Genomic DNA, 15,760 nt, shown 5'->3' on the forward strand with positions numbered 1-15,760 from the left:
GTCCTCTTTCTGTGCGTTTCAGTTCACTGCGAACCGTGGCCGGCCGTCCAGCGCCGCCACGAGTTCCTCGGCCCCACGGCGGCCCGCGGCGGCTCGTGCCTGCGCCGTCTGCCCTGCCATGTGGGAGTAGACGACGATGCCGTCCACACCGCGTAGCGGACTGCTGGGCGGGAGCGGCTCCTCGCCCACGACGTCGAGTGCGGCGCCCGCGATTTCTCCCGCCTGTACGGCCGCGACGAGTGCGTCCTCGTCAACGATGGGGCCGCGTGCGGTGTTGATCAGCAACGCCGTCGGCTTCATCTGCTTGAACGCCGATTCGTCCAGCAAGCCGCGGGTCCGCTCGGTGAGCGCGGTGTGCACCGAGACGTAGTCGGACGTGGCCAGTAATTCCGGCAGCGCCATGAACTGGACGGCGGGGTCGCTGCGCAGCTGTGCCGGCACGTTGGTGGTGCAGACGACGCGCATGCCGAACGCGGATGCCAATGGCACCACCGCCCGTGCCGATGCCCCGTAGCCGATCAGTCCGAGCGTTGCGCCGCGCAGTTCGTGTCCGTCCTCGCGTGGCCAGTGTCCTTCTGCCACGCCTTGTGCGGATTGCACGAGACGCCGGGCTCCCGCGAGCAGCAGGCCGACGGTGTACTCCGCCACGGCGTTGGCGTTGATACCGGGCAGGTTGCTCACGGTGATCCCGAGCCGGGCCGCGGCGGCGACATCGATCGAGTCGTAGCCCACGCCTGTCCGGACGATGGCCCGCAGCTGTGGCGCGCGGGCCAGAACGTCTGCTGTCAGCGGTTCGTTGGCCACCAAGGCCCCATCGATCCCCGCGAGCGCCGCGGCGAGTTCGGCGGGATCACGCCGACCGGCCATGGGCAGGTGCACGGTCTGGAGCCCGGACCGTCGCAAGAACAGGTCGACCTCGTCACCGGGACGCAGGTAGTCCGTCGTGATCAGGACGCGAGGCACGTCTTCTCCCTCACAGCACACGATCGGAGGGAGAACGTCGCTGCAACGCACTGACGCGCGCGACCACCAGCACGGCGAGCATCGCGACGATGGCGACGTTGAGCAGCAGCAGCGACCAGCTCGTCAGGTCGACCATGCCGCCGACCAGTGCCGGTCCGAGGAAGCCGCCACTCACCCAGCCGACGGTGTACAGCCCGGTGTAGGTCCCGACCACGCGGTCGGACGGGGCGAGGTTCCACAGCACGACAACCGCGTTGACCAGGAACGAGGACGCGCCCGCGGCCGCCACGCAGAGGCCGACGACGGCGCCGGTCGGCGTCCGCACCACGGTGCCGATCACCATTCCGGCCGCGAACACCGTCATCCCGACCGTCATCACCCGTAGCCGGCCGAAGCGCTCGGCGAGCCTCGCCACCGGGTAGGCGGCCACGATGAAGGCCACTCCGCTGGGCAGGGTCAGCCCGCCCGCCTCGCCGCGGGACATGTCCAGCACCTCCATGCCGTACGGCGTCATGAGCGCCCGTGAGGCGGCCCACGCACCGCCAAAGAGGAGGATCGACACGATGAGCAGCAACCTGCTGCGGTCCCTGTCCCTGACGATGTCGAGCACCGTGTCCCGCACCCGCACGCCACGCACTGCCGTACCGCGTTCTTCCTTGATCGTGTTCTGATAGGCAGGCGACCGGCTGTCCCGCACCTTCGCGGCGATCACGGCCAAGGACACCACCATCAGCAGCGCGGGGATCGCGAACGACAACTTCGGATAGTCGTCGATCAGGAAGATGCTGATCAGCGCGGCGACCATCACGGTGAGACTCGACGCGATCTTGACGACGGCGTTGGCGCGGCTTCGCCGCTCGGGCGGGACGAAGTCCGGGAGCAGGGATTCGGCGATCGGCTTGAACGAGTTCGCGACCAGCGCGTAGCCGAACATCACCAGGGCCAGCAGCGGCAGCGAGGCCGCGACGTGCGGGATGGTGAGGAACAGCAGCGCAGCCAACGGCATGCCGACGACGAGATACGGGATACGCCTGCCCCAGGAGGTGCGGGTGCGGTCCGACCGGTTGCCCATCCACGGCTGGATGAAGATGCCGAGCACGTTGTCCATCCCCATCAGCAGACCGACAACCGCGGCACTGCCGATGTGCTCACGGAGCAACGGCGGAACCTGTGCGTCGTAGAGGTTCCACGTCGACTCCTGCGCGAAGACCACCAGGGCCACGAAGAACGTGATCCGGCCCGTTCGCGCTCGTTGTGCGCTCGACGTCGTCGTCATTCGGCACCTTCCCTGTCACCGCCGCCCGTGCGGCGACCGCCAAGGTACTTTTGCTATAGCAAGAATGTCAAGCGTTTCATTAGCTGTTTGCCATTGCCACTAGAGTGGTGCCATGGCGAGTGAGACGTTGAAGGGCCTGGCGGCCGACACGCTGGCCGACCGCGCGTACCGCGCCATCCGCGACGCGATCACCACCGGCGAGTTGCCGCCGGGGCAGAAGGTCACCGAACGCGGGCTCGCCGAGCGGCTGTCGGTCAGCCCGACGCCGGTGCGCGAGGCCATCCGGCGCCTGGAACAGGACGGCCTGCTCGAACGGACCGGACCGCGGACGGTGCAGGTGGCGGCCTTCCGCGACGCCGCGATCCAGGACCTCGCCGAGGTCGAGGTGGCCCTCCGCGGCATGGTGGCCCGTTTCGCCGCGCGGCACGCGTCCCCGGCGCAGCTGGACCAGCTCGACGCCATTCTCGACGAGACCGACGACCTGCTGATCGTCATCAAGCAACGCAAGCAGGCCGGGCAGGACGTGGCGCGGCACCTGGACCGGTTACTCGACGCGATGCAGCGCTTCAACGAGGTCGTCGAGTCGTGCGCGCACAACCCGGTTCTCGTGCGCCTGCTCGGTCAGACCCGGGTGTTCTCCTGGCCGGAGCGGCGGGCCAGGCTGATCGAGCTGATCGGTGCGAACGACACGTTCGGCCTGGACCGCTACGGCAGCCACCGTGCGCTCGTCCGGGCGCTGCGGGCGGGCGACTCGGTGCGGGCCGAGGCGCTCGTCATCGAGGACGCCCGTGGCGGACTGGCAGATCTGCTGGCCGCACCCACGACCGAGGCGGCAACGGCATCCTCCGCCGCCCAGTCCTGAAGCGACCACGGTTTCGGCAACCAGAGGGAACGAAGTCGTCGACGCCGAAAATCAGGCTTTGCGGAAGAGGCACCATCCGTGGACATCAGTGAGCGCATCGACCCTCAGATCCGGGAGCGCCTCGAGCACTACCGGCAACTGCTCGGCCCTGACGGCCTCAGCGGTATCACCGACATCCCCGAGCGCCGCCGCAGGCAGGCCGAACTGACCGCGCAGCGCGCCGGACCGGCCATCCCCGACGACGTCGACGTGCGCGACCTGTCAATCGCGGACGGCGCGCAGCCCCAGGGCGAGCCGGTGTTGCTGCGTGTGTACCGGCCCCGCACGACAACCCGGCCGGCGCCCTGCGTCTACTACATCCACGGTGGAGGCATGGTGGCGGGCAGTGTCGCCGGTGATCATGCCAAGATCGCCAGGCTCGCCCAGGCGACCGGCTGCGTCGTCGTCGCGGTCGAGTACCGGCTCGCACCCGAAAACCCTTACCCCGCCGCACTCGACGACTGTTACGCGGGACTGGCCGGGATCGCGGGCAGGCACCGGCGACTCGGCATCGATCCCGGCCGGATCGCTCTCTACGGCACCAGTGCGGGTGGTTGCCTGGCCGCGGCCGTGGCCCTGCTGGCGCGCGACCGCGGCGGGCCGGCCATCGCCCACCAGATGCTCGTCTCCCCCATGCTGGACGACCTGTCGTCGACCCCTTCCGCCACGGTCAACACCGGGTTCGGCGGATGGAGTCGCGAGGCGAACATCCAGTCCTGGCAGGCGTGGCTCGGCCAGGACTTCGGTACGGACCGGATTTCGCCGTACGCCGCCCCGGCCCGCGCCCGCGACCTCGCGGGCCTGCCCCCGGCGTACATCGACGTCGGCGACCTGGATCTGCTGCGGGACGAGGCGGTCGACTTCGCGCGCAGGCTGTCATGGGCGGGCGTTCCGGTCGAGTTGCACGTCTATCCCGGCGGTATCCACGGCGGCGACAGCCTCGCGCCCGACGCCGAACTGAGCGTGCGAATCCGTGGATACCGGCGGGACGCGCTGCGCCGGGCACTTCATGGACAGCCGCACTGACTCCTCGGCTGTCCGTCCAGTGTGGACGTCCGTGTTCCCGGCTCAGGCGACCTTGGTGGCGCCCGCGTCGATGGCCCAGTTCGCCCCGATCGTGCTCGGCATCGCCGGGGAGGCCATGAGCACGACCGCGCGGGCGATCTCCGCGGGGTCGATCAGGGTCTCGGTGAGCATCCCCAGCTGCTTCGGCATGTTCATCAGCAGGGTGTCGTGGTCGATGCCCAAGCTGTCCGCCACACGCGCGGCGTATCCGTCCTTGCTCGTCAGGATGTCTGTGCGCGTGGCGGACGGCGACACGACGTTGACACGGACACCGGACGCGGCCACTCGCTCGGCGAGCACTCGGGAGAAGGCGTTCAGGGCGGCCTTCGCGGCGATGTAGGGCAGCGGCGTGTCCGTTGCCACCCGTCGTGCGCTGTCGGAGCTGATGTTGACCACGGCGGCGTTCCCGGTGGCGACGAGGGCGGGCAGCGCGGCCCTGGTGACCCGCACCGCCGCGGAGAGGTTGAGGTCGAACGCGGCCGCCCAGACCTCGTCCCCGCCGTTGAACGTGTCGGTGAGCACGCCGTCCGGCATCTCGCCGCCACCGGCGTTGTTGACCAGGACGTCGAGGCCGCCCGTGCTGGCGAGCACCGCCTCGACGAGCTGCCGCGGGCCGTCCTTGGTGGCGAGGTCGGCGGCGAAGAACGCGGCTCCCGTGGATTCGAGTTCGGGCGTGGTGCGCCGGGCGGTCGCGGCCACCGACGCCCCCTCCGCCTGGAACGCCCGAACGATCGCGAGACCGATGCCCTTGCTCGCTCCCGTGACGAGGACACGCTTGCCGGCGAGCTGAAGATCCATGTTGTGCTCCTGTTTCCCAAGGTCTGACCCCTACATGAGACATCATAGTCTCATTTAAGTCAACAGGTGAGTCACTCGTGACTCATTTATCAGCGGAAGGCCCAGGACTTGTAGGGTTGGAGCCATCGGGCAAGGAGGTTGGGCATGAGCAGTGGTGGCCCGTCGCGGCGGGTCCGGGCGGACGCCGAGCGCAGCACGGCCCGAATCCTCGAGGCCGCGGAGGACGTGCTGGCCGAGGACCCCAACGCGCCGCTGGAACGCATCGCCGACGCCGCGGGAGTCGCTCGCGCCACCGTCCACCGACGGTTCTCCTCGCGCACCGCACTGCTGGACGCTCTGGCCGCTCACCTCAACGAGCGCTACCTGCGCGCCCTCGCCGAGACACGGGTGGCGACCGCGCCGCCCCTGGTGGCGTTGCAGCGACTCACCGAGACCATCTTCGACCTCAAGCTCTGTCACCGGTTCGCCATTCAGCTCGACGCGGCCATCACGCCCGAAGTCCTCGCCGGGGTGGATTTACTCTTCGAACGCCTGCGAGACGCCGGAGTGATCACCTCGGCTGATCCGGTCTGGTGCCGCCGGGTGTATCTGGCTCTGCTGCACGAAGTCAACGACCTGTCGGCCGACTCCCCGACCCTGACCGCACTGCACGCCGGCAGCGAGGTCGAAGCGAGGATCAACCTGCTCGTCGGGACGGTGATCGGCGCTCTGGGCGGCACGGACACCACCAACGGGCTGCTCGTCCGGCCGTCGCTGGCCGGTGACTGATCCGGACTTGACCTTGTAGTTACCGCAAAGGCGAACCTTGTCTCATGTTGTCCATCAGCGATTTCAGCGAGATGTGCTGCCTGTCGCCGCAGACGCTGCGGTTCTACCACTCCGAGGGCCTGCTGGTGCCCGCCGCCGTCAACGAGCAGACCGGCTACCGCTCGTACACGTTCGACCAGATCGAACGAGCCATGCTGATCACCGTTCTGCGCAGCACGGGCATGAGCGTCAAGCTGGTCCGGCGTGCCCTCGACGAACCGGACACCGCCAACGTCCTGTTGCAGCAGCACATCGCCGAGGTGCAGCGCCAGCGAGAGGCCCAGGACGAGGCGATCAGGGACGCGCGCGAACTGCTCACCTCATGGCCTGAGGCCCGTGTCCGGCACGTACCGCGGATGACCGTGGTGTCCAAACTCGTTCCCGGTCCTTCGGCCGGGCACGACGAGTACGACTGGGACCAGGCCGATGCCGCCATGTCCGCGACAGTTCAGCAGGTCATCGAGACTGTGCGGTCGTGCGGAGCCGTCGTGTCGGGAACGCCATGGCGAGCCCCGGCCATCGAAACCGCTGAGCAGAAGAACCGGAACCGCACCACCACGGGACCACACTGGCTGGTGAAGGTTCCGGTCACCGCGGACGAAGAAGCGCTCGCGGCCCTGCCCGGCGACGTCGAGGTGCAGACCTTCGAAGCGCGGACCGAACTGTCCATCCTGGTCCCCGGCAGGAGTTCGATGGCCAAGTACGGCAGCGCGCTCTCACGCCTGGTCTCATATCCCCTGGAGGGTGCCTTCATCGACTTCTCCCGGATCCGCCAGGTCCTGTACGACGACGGCGTGGAGACCACCGTGGCGATCTGCGAGCTCGACGTGGCCAGGTGAGCCGGCGAGCGCAGACGGTCAGCTCGCGGCCATGTAGAGGAAAGCCAGAACGGTTCCCGGGCCGGTCAGAATGCCGACCGCGATCCCACCGTACAGCGGCTTGTCCTTGACGGACATCGCGACCAGCAACCCGATCGCAGCCGCGACAGCGGCGAGGAACAACACCAGCACCACAACAGACATGTCTCGTCCTTCGAAAGTCAGAGCTGTGCCAGGACGTCGCCGACCGCCACCAGGGCACGGCGAAGCCCTCCCGGACACAGTGCGAGAGAAGAGGATTCGGACGGCGCGGGTGCCTACCGTCCGATGTGGATCTTTCAGGCCAGCTCGGTCGGCGGCGCGCGGCTGGACCGCGGTGCGTGCGCCGACGCCACCGTCGCTACGCTGCGGGCGTTTCTCACGGACAGACGTCCAGGCGGGGCAACCCCATCGCTCGCGGGCAGGCAGACGGCCCACCACGTGTCCGACCACGTCTGGAGCGAAATTTGGCCTGTCGTCACCGACCCGCGCGGCCGGTCGTGCAGGACTTCGTAATCCGGCAGAGCCGCTGACACCGAAACGCTGATCGCCGATGCCGCGTGCCGATCGGGATTCTCCTGGCCGGCGCCCGGCACTGTGGGCGCGCTCACTCCGGTCAGTACCAGCAGCAAGACGAGCAGGAGCCTGAACCGGCTCACCCTCGCCGCTGCCCGCACCGCTCAGCTCCCGTCGTACGAAACTACAAAGCGCCCCCAGCTTACGTGCGTACTCTGACTTCTCGGGTTTCGGCGCCGAACACGGATCGGCGCGAAGCCGTCCGGGACGGTCATGTCCCCTATAAGGTGCTTGTTGTGAACGTTGAGGTGACTCCGCTGCCCGGAACAGGGACCCGTCAGGACTTCGCCATCCGCGCGGGCCGCCGGATCGGCGTGATCGCGCACCGGGACGGCAAGGTCGACCTCGTCGTCACCAAACAGGACGATCCTGACACCGGCGCCTCGATACCGCTCGCGCCGGACGAAGCGGCGACGTTGGCGGGCCTGCTGGGCGGACCGCAACTGGTGGTGCACCTCAGCGAGGAACACCATGACGTCAACGGAATCACCACTCACCAGCTGTCCGTCACCGCGTTCGCCAACCGTGTGCTCGGCGACACGGCACTGCGCACCCGCACCGGTGCGTCCATCGTCGCGGTGCTGCGGTCCGGCGCGGTCCACGCCTCCCCCGGCCCCGAGTTCGTCTTCGAGAACGGCGACCTCGCCGTGGTGGTCGGCACCACCGCGGGACTCGAAGCCGCCGCCGAGATCCTCACGCACGGATGAGCGGTGTGGTGGCCGTTCGCCGCCAAACCCCCAGCGTACCCCTCGTGAGTGTTTATCCGTGTTCTAACACCGATAAACACTCACGAGGGGTGACCTGCGGCTTCCGGTCAGGAGCAGCCGATCCGTGACGGCGCGATCGCGACGTCGTCGAACCAGAGGGTGTCGTCACCGCTGCCGTAACTCTCCCAGCCGAGCCGGAGGTCCGCCGGAGCGGGCCGCCACCCGCTCCGGCGGAGCCATTGCGCGTCGATGTCCGGTGTGGGCGTCGCGTCCACATGCAGGCCCGGCACATCCGCGCCGTTGATCCAGGTCTGCAGTTCGGCGCCGGTGATCCCGAACTCCACGCACGTCCATTGGTTCACCGGCAGCGGAACGCTCTGCGCGACCCCTGCCGGGCTCTGTTCGGGCAACGTGGCGTCGTCGGACTCGCGGTTCCATTGCAGGGCACGGTTCTGGCCGCCCATCCGCAGGTCCTTGCCGCCGTCCGCGGTGTCCTTCAGCGCCGCGAAGGTGACGTGCGCGTCCGGCAGGGCGGTGGTGTGCCGCACGTACAACCGTGCGTACAGGCCGGATGCCGTCATCCCCTTGGTCGTCTTGAGGAACACGTGGTTGCAGTAGCCCGCGCGGCCGTCGATCCGCACCGACTTGCTGCCGCTGTACGCGGTCGAACTGTCGACGGTCGCCGTGCCGGTTCCCTGACAGTTCGGGAAGACCACCGACCAGTCACCGGCAGGCGCCGGCCCGGTCTGGTTCTCGAAGCCGTCACAGAACGCGCCACTCGGGCAGGAAGCGGGCACCAGCGGTGTCGCGGGCACGGCGGCGTGTCCGCTGACGGGGTTCACCACTGCCGCGGCCGTTGCCAGCGTGACCACGGCCGTCACAACACCGCTCGTCTTCCGGCGCATGCGCTTCTCCTGAGGACTGGGCGACTTTGCCGTTCTGGGAGCGCTCCCAGTGCAGACTGTAACCGCCTCGACATCACTTGGCAACCGCTTCAGCGCAGTCACTGCCCGACGGCCGGACGGTGATCGCGCTTGACCTTGACGCTGGGTCAACCCTCCATCCTGCTGGCACGAAGGAGGCAAACCATGTCCGATGAAGAACCTCGGCGCGCGATGGGACGCCTGTCATGACGGCCGAATCGACCGCCGGTCCGGCAATTCGTGTGCAGGGCTTGGAGAAGGCGTACGGGGAGCTGGAAGTGCTGCGAGGTGTGGACTTCGACGTGGCACGGGGCAGCATTTTCGCCCTGCTCGGTTCCAACGGATCAGGCAAAACCACGACCATACGTATCCTCGCCACGCTCCTGAAGGCCGACGCGGGCACAGCCGTCGTCAACGGGTTCGACGTCGCCACGCGACCGGCGAACGTGCGGGAGTCCATCAGCCTCACCGGGCAGTTCGCGGCCGTCGACGGTGTCCTCAGTGGACGGGAGAATCTTGTTCTCGTCGCCCGGTTGCGGCATCTGAAGGCTCCCGGCGCGGTCGCGGACGACCTGCTGAGGCGTTTCTCCCTCGCCGACGCGGCCACGCGCAGGGCGTCGACGTATTCCGGTGGGATGCGCCGGCGCCTGGACATCGCGATGAGTCTCCTCGGCGATCCGCCGGTGATCTTCCTGGACGAGCCGACTGCCGGGCTCGACCCGGAGGGGCGCATGGAGGTGTGGCAGACGGTCAAGGAGCTCGCCGGGCACGGCACGACGGTGCTGCTGACCACGCAGCACCTGGACGAGGCCGAACAACTCGCCGACCGGATCGCGATCCTGCACCAGGGCCGGATCATCGCCAACGGCACCCTCGCCGAGCTCAAGCGGTTGCTGCCGCCCGCCAAGGCCGAGTACGTCGAAAAACAGCCGACTCTGGAGGAGGTCTTCCTGGCGATCGTCGGCAACGACCACATCCGCCACGTCACCGGCACGAGCAACCAGGGAAACCACGGATGACCACCTACTTCTTCGGCGACACCGCCGTGCTCACGGGACGGACCCTGCGCCATGTCACCCGGAGCGTGGACACCATCATCACCACTGCGATCACCCCTGTCGCCATGATGCTGATGTTCGTCTACGTGTTCGGCGGCGCGATCGACACCGGTCCGGTCCAGTACGTCGACTACATGCTGCCCGGCATTCTGCTCATCACGATCGGGTCCGGCGTCGCCTACACCGCGCTGCGGCTCTTCATCGACATGAGGACCGGGATCTTCGAGCGATTCCAGTCCATGCCGATCGCGCGGTCGGGCGTGCTGTGGGCGCACGTACTGACCTCGCTGGTCGCCAACCTGATCTCGCTGCTGCTGGTCGTAGCCGTCGCGCTGCTCATGGGTTTCCGCTCGGGCGCGGGAATCCTGGCCTGGCTGGCGGTCGCGGGCATCCTGCTCCTGTTCACCCTGGCGCTGACGTGGATCGCCGTGATCGCCGGTCTGACCGCCAAGTCGGCGGAGGGCGGAGGCGCGTTCTCCTACCCGCTCATCTTCCTGCCGTTCCTCAGTTCGGCGTTCGTGCCCACCGCGACAATGCCAGGCCCAGTGCGCTGGTTCGCCGAGAACCAGCCGGTGACCTCGATCGTCGACACGATCCGTGACCTGTTCGCCCGGCAACCGGTCGGCGACGACATCGGGATCGCGCTCGCGTGGTGCGCCGGCATCCTTGTCGTGGCGTACGGCTTCGCGATGGCCGCCTATCGCCGGAAGATCGCCTGAGGCAGGCTGAGAGCCATGCTCACCATCAGCCAGCTGGCGGCGTACGCCGGGGTGACGGTGCGGGCGGTACGCCACTACCACAAGGTCGGGCTGCTGCCGGAGCCCCAGCGCGACCATTCCGGTTACCGGACCTACGGCCCGGCCGCGGTGGTACGGCTGATCCGGATCCGCACCCTGGCCGAGGCCGGCGTGCCGCTGGCCCGGGTGCAGCAACTCCTGGACGCGGACCCGGCCGAGTTCGCCGGCGGCGTCCAGGAGATCGACAGGAACCTGCGCGCCGAAATCCGGCGGCTGAAGGACACCCGCGGACGGCTCGCCAAGCTCGCCGCCGGAGATCACCTGGCGCTCCCGCGCAGCGTGGTGAGCTACCTCGACCGGCTACGCGGTCTCGGCGTCCAGGAGCGGTACATCGAGTTGGAGCGGGATGCCTGGATCATGGTCGCCGCCCAGGTGCCGCACCTGATCGACTTCGTGATGGCCCGGAAGCACGAGCAGTTGGACGACCCCGACATGGTGAAGCTCTACGGCTTCCTCACCGAGCTACTCGACTGGCCCGCCGACGATCCGCGGATCGTCGAGATCTCCGACATCCTGGAACGCCTGCGGATTCGTGCCCTGCGAAACGGCGAGACCGGCGCCGACGACCAGTTCGCCGCCCTGCTCGACGCGACCGTGACCGAGTCCGCACCGGGCGCCAGGCGGATCATGGCGATCCTGGCGGAGCGGGGCTGGCAAGGGTGGACGAACATCGAGCGAGTGCCTGCCGACAGACTCGGCCCCCAGCCGGAATCCGTTCATCAACCGAACATCACGGATGATGACGGCTCGTGAAAGACGTCCGGCCACGCGGTGTCAGCCGGGTTGGCTGTCGACGAAACACCATCGCCAGTTCTCGCCCGGCTCGTGACTGCGCATGACCGGGTGCCTGGTGTCGTGGAAGTGCTGGGTCGCGTGCTTTCTCGGGGAGGAGTCGCAACAGGCGACGTTGCCACACTTCAGGCACATCCTCAGGTGAACCCAGGTGGTGCCCTCGGCGACGCACGCCTCGCACGTGTCCGCGGAGCTGGGCCGGACTTCCTTCCACTCGTGGTCGAGGTGCTTGCACGAGCGCGCCGTGGCCGCGGGGGTGCTGAGTTCCCGGCCCGTCTCCGGAAGCTCCTCGTCGTCGCGGTCGAGCATCGACTCCTCGATGTCGAGGCGATCGAGCACGCGGCGCAGCACGATGTCGTCCGTGGTGCCGCTGTCACGGGCACGCAGGCACTCCTGCCGTTCGATCGCGAGCAGCTCCAGCCGGAGGCGACGGTACGCGTCACTCGGTGTGTCCGCGTTCGGGTTCTGCCTGCCGAGCTGTTCCCAGGCCGAGTCGGTCCGGTCCTGCAGGCGGGCGCGGAGACGGTCCACGACCTCCTGCGGGTCCCCGGGGCGCCGGATATCCTCCAGTTTAGACAGTGCGCCCCTGGTCATGTCGTTGAGCAGGGCCGCTTCCTGCAGGGCGTCCTCGGCCGGGTCCGGGCCAGGCAGCCGTAGCCTGCGGACCAGGCCGGGCAACGTCATGCCCTGCAGAGCGAGCGTTCCGGCCACGACCACGAACGCCGCGAGCACGAGCACCGACCGTTGTGGGGTGTCCAGGGGCAGGACGAACGCCGCGGCGAGCGTCACCACACCGCGCATGCCCGCCCAGGCGATGACCGCTGAGTAGCGCCAGGGCCAGACGTGGCTGGATTTGGTCAGGCCCAGGGCGCGGTTGACCCGTTTCAGGGTGCCGATCCCGGCCATCCAGAGGATCCGGGTGACGATCGTCGCGGCGAGCACGGCCACGCAGATCACCACGAGCATGCCCAGCGACAGCCCGGTGTCCCGCACCTCGTCCACGATCCGCCGCAGCTGCAGCCCGATCAGCAGGAAGACGGTGTTCTCCAGCAGGAACTGCACGGTCCGCCAGTTGTGCCTGCTGGCCACCCGGGACGAGCTGGACATGATGGTCGGCGCCTTGTGCCCGATGATCAGCCCGGCGATGACCACGGCCAGCACGCCCGAACCGTGCACGATCTCGGCCAGGATGTACGCCACGAACGGGATCGCGAACGACAGCGCGGTGTCCGTGACGGTGTCGGTGATCTTGGAGCGCGTGTAGGACGCGGCCACGCCCACCAGCACGCCGGCCACACCGCCGCCCACCAGAGCGATCAGGAAGTCGAGCCCGACCTCCCACAGCGCCACGGAACCGGCGATCGCCGCGATCGCGGTCCGCAGGGCGACCAGCGCGGCGGCGTCGTTGAACAGGCTTTCGCCTTCGAGCAGCCGCACGAGCTTGCGGGGCATGGCCACCCGGCGGGCGACGGCGCTCGCCGCGACGGCATCAGGTGGGGCGACGACGGCGCCCAGCGCGATCGCCGCCGCCAGCGGCAGCCCGGGGATGACCAGCCACGCCACCAGACCCACACCCAGCGCCGTGAACAGCACAAGACCGACCGACAGCGTGATGATCGGCGCACGCAGCCGCCGGAAGTCCAGCAGGGACGTCTGGATCGACGCCGAGTACAGCAGCGGCGGCAGCAGCCCGACCAGCACGACCTCCGGATGGAGTTCGTAGGCCGGCATGCCCGGGATGAACGACAGTCCGATCCCGACCGCGATCAGGCACAGCGGCTCGGACAACGCCAGCCGCCTGGCGATCGCCGTGACCGCTAGGACGGCCACCACCAACGCCACAATCTCCACCGCGATGTGCACTCAGGAGTCCTCGTCTCGGAGCAGTCAGGTCCGCTGAAAAGTTACATGGCCTGATCGCGGATGGACTGTTCCGGCGGCGCGGTGACTCCGGTCACTGCCCCGGATCGGGCGCAGGCGGTGGACAGTCCCTTGAGGACCGCGCCACGGCACCCGACCACGAACGGGTCCGGCCGTTGTGGGCCGGACCCGTTGGTAGCGCCTGGGGAATCAGGACGTCAGCGCCGGGTGCGCCGGGGGTGGCGTGGGTGCCCTGGACGGAAGCGGTGGCGTGCCCGCACCACCCGGCGGAGCCGGCGCCCTGGACGGGAGCGGCGGTGTCGCAGTTCCAGCCGGTTTGCCGCCGCCCAGCGGTGTCTTGCTCCCCGGCGGTGGCGTGAGTCCCGGCACGGTCGGTGGCGGAGGCGGGGTCACGCCGAGCAGCCCACCGCCGAGCTGCGAGGCTCCAGGACTGCCCTTCGGGCCGAAATTGGGGTCGAACTTCGGCGTGGACGGCGGCTTCGGAACCGACGGCATTTTCGGCGACCGCATCGTTGCCGAAGGGACCGCCTGCCGGGACGCGGCGCCGCCCTTGGGCTTCCGCCCCGATCCGGAAGGCGGGTTCACGGCTGGCTGGGAGCTCTGCGCCGGAGGCGCTGCCGACCGCGGTGGTGCGGGTTGCCTCGGCGATTGCGGCCCGGTCGGCGGCTGAGCCGTCTGCGGCGGGATGGGCTGTCTCGGCGGTTCCGACCCGGTCCGAGGCGGGGCCGACTGTGGCGGTGGCGCGGCTGGTTGCGGCGTGGGCTGCGGCGGCGTGGGTTGCCTCGGCGGTAGCGGCCTGGTCGGCGGCTGAGCGGTTTGGGTCGGGGTGGGCGAAGCCGGTGGTTGTGGTCCGGTGTCCGGTCGGCGCGACCCCGGGTTGTCACTGATCGGGATCGGGCGTGGCCGGGAATCCGTGCCCCGCTGGTCGATCGGCTGAAGCGGTGCGGGATCGCGCTGCCCGGGCGCCGACTGCGGGATGGGGCGTGGTGGAACGATCACGGCGGGAGGCGTCGATCCCGCTCCGGGCTGTGGGCTGCTCTGCTGGCCGGATCCGGGTGCGTCCGGGGTGTTGGGCTTGCGGTCCTTCGTGTTGGGGACACCGTCGCCGTCCCAGTCCTTGTCCAGGTAGTCGGCCACGCCGTCGTTGTCGGTGTCGGGCGCGGGCGTGTGCTTGAGCCTGATCTTGCTCGTGTCGGTCTGCCGGTCCTTGCGCGGCTGCGGTGCCGTCAGTCCGAGGTCGCCGGCCAGCGCCTGCGCGAGGGGGTCCGCCATCAGGCCCGCGCCCTTGACGTTCGGGTGCACCGGTTCGTTCTTCGACCACTGGGTCGCGTCGCCCCAGAGTCCTGTGAAGACGCTGTTGATGCCGGGGTCCGGGGTGTTGAGCTCGCGACCCTGCAACGCCTGCGAGACGTCGGCGACCGAGGCGCATCCGCACACCTTGGCGGCGTGTTTGATCGCGTTGTTCAGTTGCGTGGCGAAGTCCCTCATCGCCACCATGTCGCGCTGGCGCAGCATGTCTCCCGCCGACCACTTCTCCGGATCGACCGCGACCGGATAGGTCTGCAGGATCACCTTGGCGCCCGGCGCCCGGTCCTTGATCGCCTGCACCACCTGCAGCAACCGGGCGACCAGGGTGGGTGCCCGGCCCGGGATGCCCTTGGCCTGGTCCCGGTAGACCTGGTCGGGTTGCGTGGAGTCCAGCAACTTGTTCGCCTGGTTTCGCAGCTGGCCAGCCTTGACCGCGTAGTCGTAGACGTACGCCTCGACCAGCGGGCCGAAGAACGCGTCGTTGCCACCGAGCCCCACGATCACGGCGTCGGCGTCCGCGGGAATCTGGCTGATCTGCGGGAAGTTGACGGCCATGTCGTTCGAGTCGTACCAGGTTCGCATGTCGGCGCCGTCCTGCGGCCGGTTGCCGGGAGTCGGCTCCAACGGGTCCTTGCGCTGGGTGTTGAACACGTCGGTCGTGGTCGCCCCGGACGACGCCACGATGCTCAGTTCCACCTGCACGCCCGGGTTCGCCTCCTGCAACCGGGCCGCCGCCTGCGCGGCCGCGCTCAGCGTCGACTGGTGCCGCGGGTCCCGGGCGTCGATGTAACTGTTGCCTTCCGGTCGCTCCCCGGCCGGGTCGATGACGTGGATGCCCTCCCCGGACGAGTACGAGTCGCCCACCACCACGATCTTGAGCACCCGCTGTTGCTGTTGCTGCTCTGCCGACGGCTGGGCACCGGCGGTTCCGGTCGCGGCTGAGCAGACCACCGCCAGTGCGGCACCGAGCGCCAGGATCCGCCCGTAGGCACGACCATGGTCACGAGCACGCATCAAACGCACCTCCATCGGATCGGAGTAGGTGACTGCG

Annotated in this window: 15 protein-coding genes; 8 read left to right on the forward strand and 7 right to left on the reverse strand. The window is 68.9% G+C overall.

Annotation, left to right across the window (positions count from 1 at the left end; all coding sequences use genetic code 11):
* Nucleotides 1-18: 18 nt before the first annotated feature.
* Nucleotides 19-963, reverse strand: coding sequence for a phosphoglycerate dehydrogenase (locus GC106_RS19825; protein WP_173132679.1), 945 nt, complete (start codon nucleotides 961-963; stop codon nucleotides 19-21).
* 10 nt (nucleotides 964-973) lie between these two features.
* The gene (locus GC106_RS19830) at nucleotides 974-2,239 is read right to left on the reverse strand and encodes an MFS transporter (RefSeq protein WP_173132682.1); all 1,266 of its coding nucleotides are present in this window, start codon (nucleotides 2,237-2,239) and stop codon (nucleotides 974-976) included.
* A 112-nt stretch (nucleotides 2,240-2,351) separates the two neighbouring features.
* Between GC106_RS19830 and GC106_RS19835 the strand changes: the two genes are divergently transcribed.
* Nucleotides 2,352-3,101, forward strand: coding sequence for a GntR family transcriptional regulator (locus GC106_RS19835; protein ID WP_173132684.1), 750 nt, complete (start codon nucleotides 2,352-2,354; stop codon nucleotides 3,099-3,101).
* 78 nt (nucleotides 3,102-3,179) lie between these two features.
* Nucleotides 3,180-4,166 (forward strand): alpha/beta hydrolase, encoded by a 987-nt coding sequence (locus tag GC106_RS19840; RefSeq protein ID WP_173132686.1) that lies wholly within the window; start codon nucleotides 3,180-3,182, stop codon nucleotides 4,164-4,166.
* A gap of 42 nt (nucleotides 4,167-4,208) precedes the next feature.
* On the opposite strand, the gene GC106_RS19845 is transcribed toward GC106_RS19840, so the two are convergent.
* On the reverse strand, nucleotides 4,209-5,003 hold the full coding sequence (locus GC106_RS19845; RefSeq protein ID WP_173132688.1) for an SDR family oxidoreductase: 795 nt from the start codon (nucleotides 5,001-5,003) through the stop codon (nucleotides 4,209-4,211).
* 144 nt (nucleotides 5,004-5,147) lie between these two features.
* On the opposite strand from GC106_RS19845, the gene GC106_RS19850 reads away from it, so the two are divergent.
* Nucleotides 5,148-5,771, forward strand: a complete 624-nt coding sequence (locus GC106_RS19850) for a TetR/AcrR family transcriptional regulator (protein WP_173132690.1) — start codon at nucleotides 5,148-5,150, stop codon at nucleotides 5,769-5,771.
* A 44-nt stretch (nucleotides 5,772-5,815) separates the two neighbouring features.
* Nucleotides 5,816-6,649 carry a MerR family transcriptional regulator gene (locus GC106_RS19855; RefSeq protein ID WP_173132692.1) on the forward strand — a complete coding sequence of 278 codons (834 nt, stop codon included), beginning with the start codon at nucleotides 5,816-5,818 and terminating at the stop codon, nucleotides 6,647-6,649.
* A gap of 18 nt (nucleotides 6,650-6,667) precedes the next feature.
* Here the strand turns inward: GC106_RS19855 and GC106_RS19860 are convergent, their stop codons facing one another.
* Complete coding sequence (locus tag GC106_RS19860; protein WP_173132694.1) at nucleotides 6,668-6,832, reverse strand: hypothetical protein; 165 nt, start codon at nucleotides 6,830-6,832, stop codon at nucleotides 6,668-6,670.
* 647 nt (nucleotides 6,833-7,479) lie between these two features.
* Here GC106_RS19860 and GC106_RS19865 point away from each other — a divergent pair.
* Nucleotides 7,480-7,950, forward strand: a complete 471-nt coding sequence (locus GC106_RS19865; RefSeq protein ID WP_173132696.1) for a cation:proton antiporter regulatory subunit — start codon at nucleotides 7,480-7,482, stop codon at nucleotides 7,948-7,950.
* 107 nt (nucleotides 7,951-8,057) lie between these two features.
* Here the strand turns inward: GC106_RS19865 and GC106_RS19870 are convergent, their stop codons facing one another.
* Complete coding sequence (locus GC106_RS19870; RefSeq protein ID WP_173132698.1) at nucleotides 8,058-8,855, reverse strand: hydrolase; 798 nt, start codon at nucleotides 8,853-8,855, stop codon at nucleotides 8,058-8,060.
* Nucleotides 8,856-9,079: 224 nt separating this feature from the next.
* On the opposite strand from GC106_RS19870, the gene GC106_RS19875 reads away from it, so the two are divergent.
* Genes GC106_RS19875 through GC106_RS19885 form a run of 3 tightly spaced genes read left to right on the forward strand, consistent with a single transcriptional unit; the run spans nucleotide 9,080 to nucleotide 11,481 of the window.
* Nucleotides 9,080-9,892: an ABC transporter ATP-binding protein gene (locus GC106_RS19875; protein ID WP_173132700.1), complete on the forward strand. Its 813-nt coding sequence runs from the start codon at nucleotides 9,080-9,082 to the stop codon at nucleotides 9,890-9,892.
* The gene (locus tag GC106_RS19880) at nucleotides 9,889-10,650 is read left to right on the forward strand and encodes an ABC transporter permease (RefSeq protein ID WP_173132702.1); all 762 of its coding nucleotides are present in this window, start codon (nucleotides 9,889-9,891) and stop codon (nucleotides 10,648-10,650) included. Before GC106_RS19875 ends, GC106_RS19880 begins: the two co-directional genes overlap by 4 nt.
* Before the next feature lie 15 nt (nucleotides 10,651-10,665).
* Entirely contained in the window at nucleotides 10,666-11,481 is an 816-nt protein-coding gene (locus tag GC106_RS19885; protein WP_173132704.1) for a MerR family transcriptional regulator, read from the forward strand.
* Nucleotides 11,482-11,502: 21 nt separating this feature from the next.
* Here the strand turns inward: GC106_RS19885 and GC106_RS19890 are convergent, their stop codons facing one another.
* Both GC106_RS19890 and GC106_RS19895 read right to left on the reverse strand, forming a co-directional pair.
* Nucleotides 11,503-13,383, reverse strand: a complete 1,881-nt coding sequence (locus tag GC106_RS19890; protein WP_173132706.1) for a Na+/H+ antiporter — start codon at nucleotides 13,381-13,383, stop codon at nucleotides 11,503-11,505.
* Between the two features lie 207 nt (nucleotides 13,384-13,590).
* Nucleotides 13,591-15,723: a GDSL-type esterase/lipase family protein gene (locus GC106_RS19895; RefSeq protein ID WP_173132708.1), complete on the reverse strand. Its 2,133-nt coding sequence runs from the start codon at nucleotides 15,721-15,723 to the stop codon at nucleotides 13,591-13,593.
* Between the last annotated feature and the right edge of the window lie 37 nt (nucleotides 15,724-15,760).

The sequence above is a fragment of the Kibdelosporangium persicum genome, from assembly GCF_013280595.1.
Lineage (GTDB): Bacteria > Actinomycetota > Actinomycetes > Mycobacteriales > Pseudonocardiaceae > Kibdelosporangium > Kibdelosporangium persicum.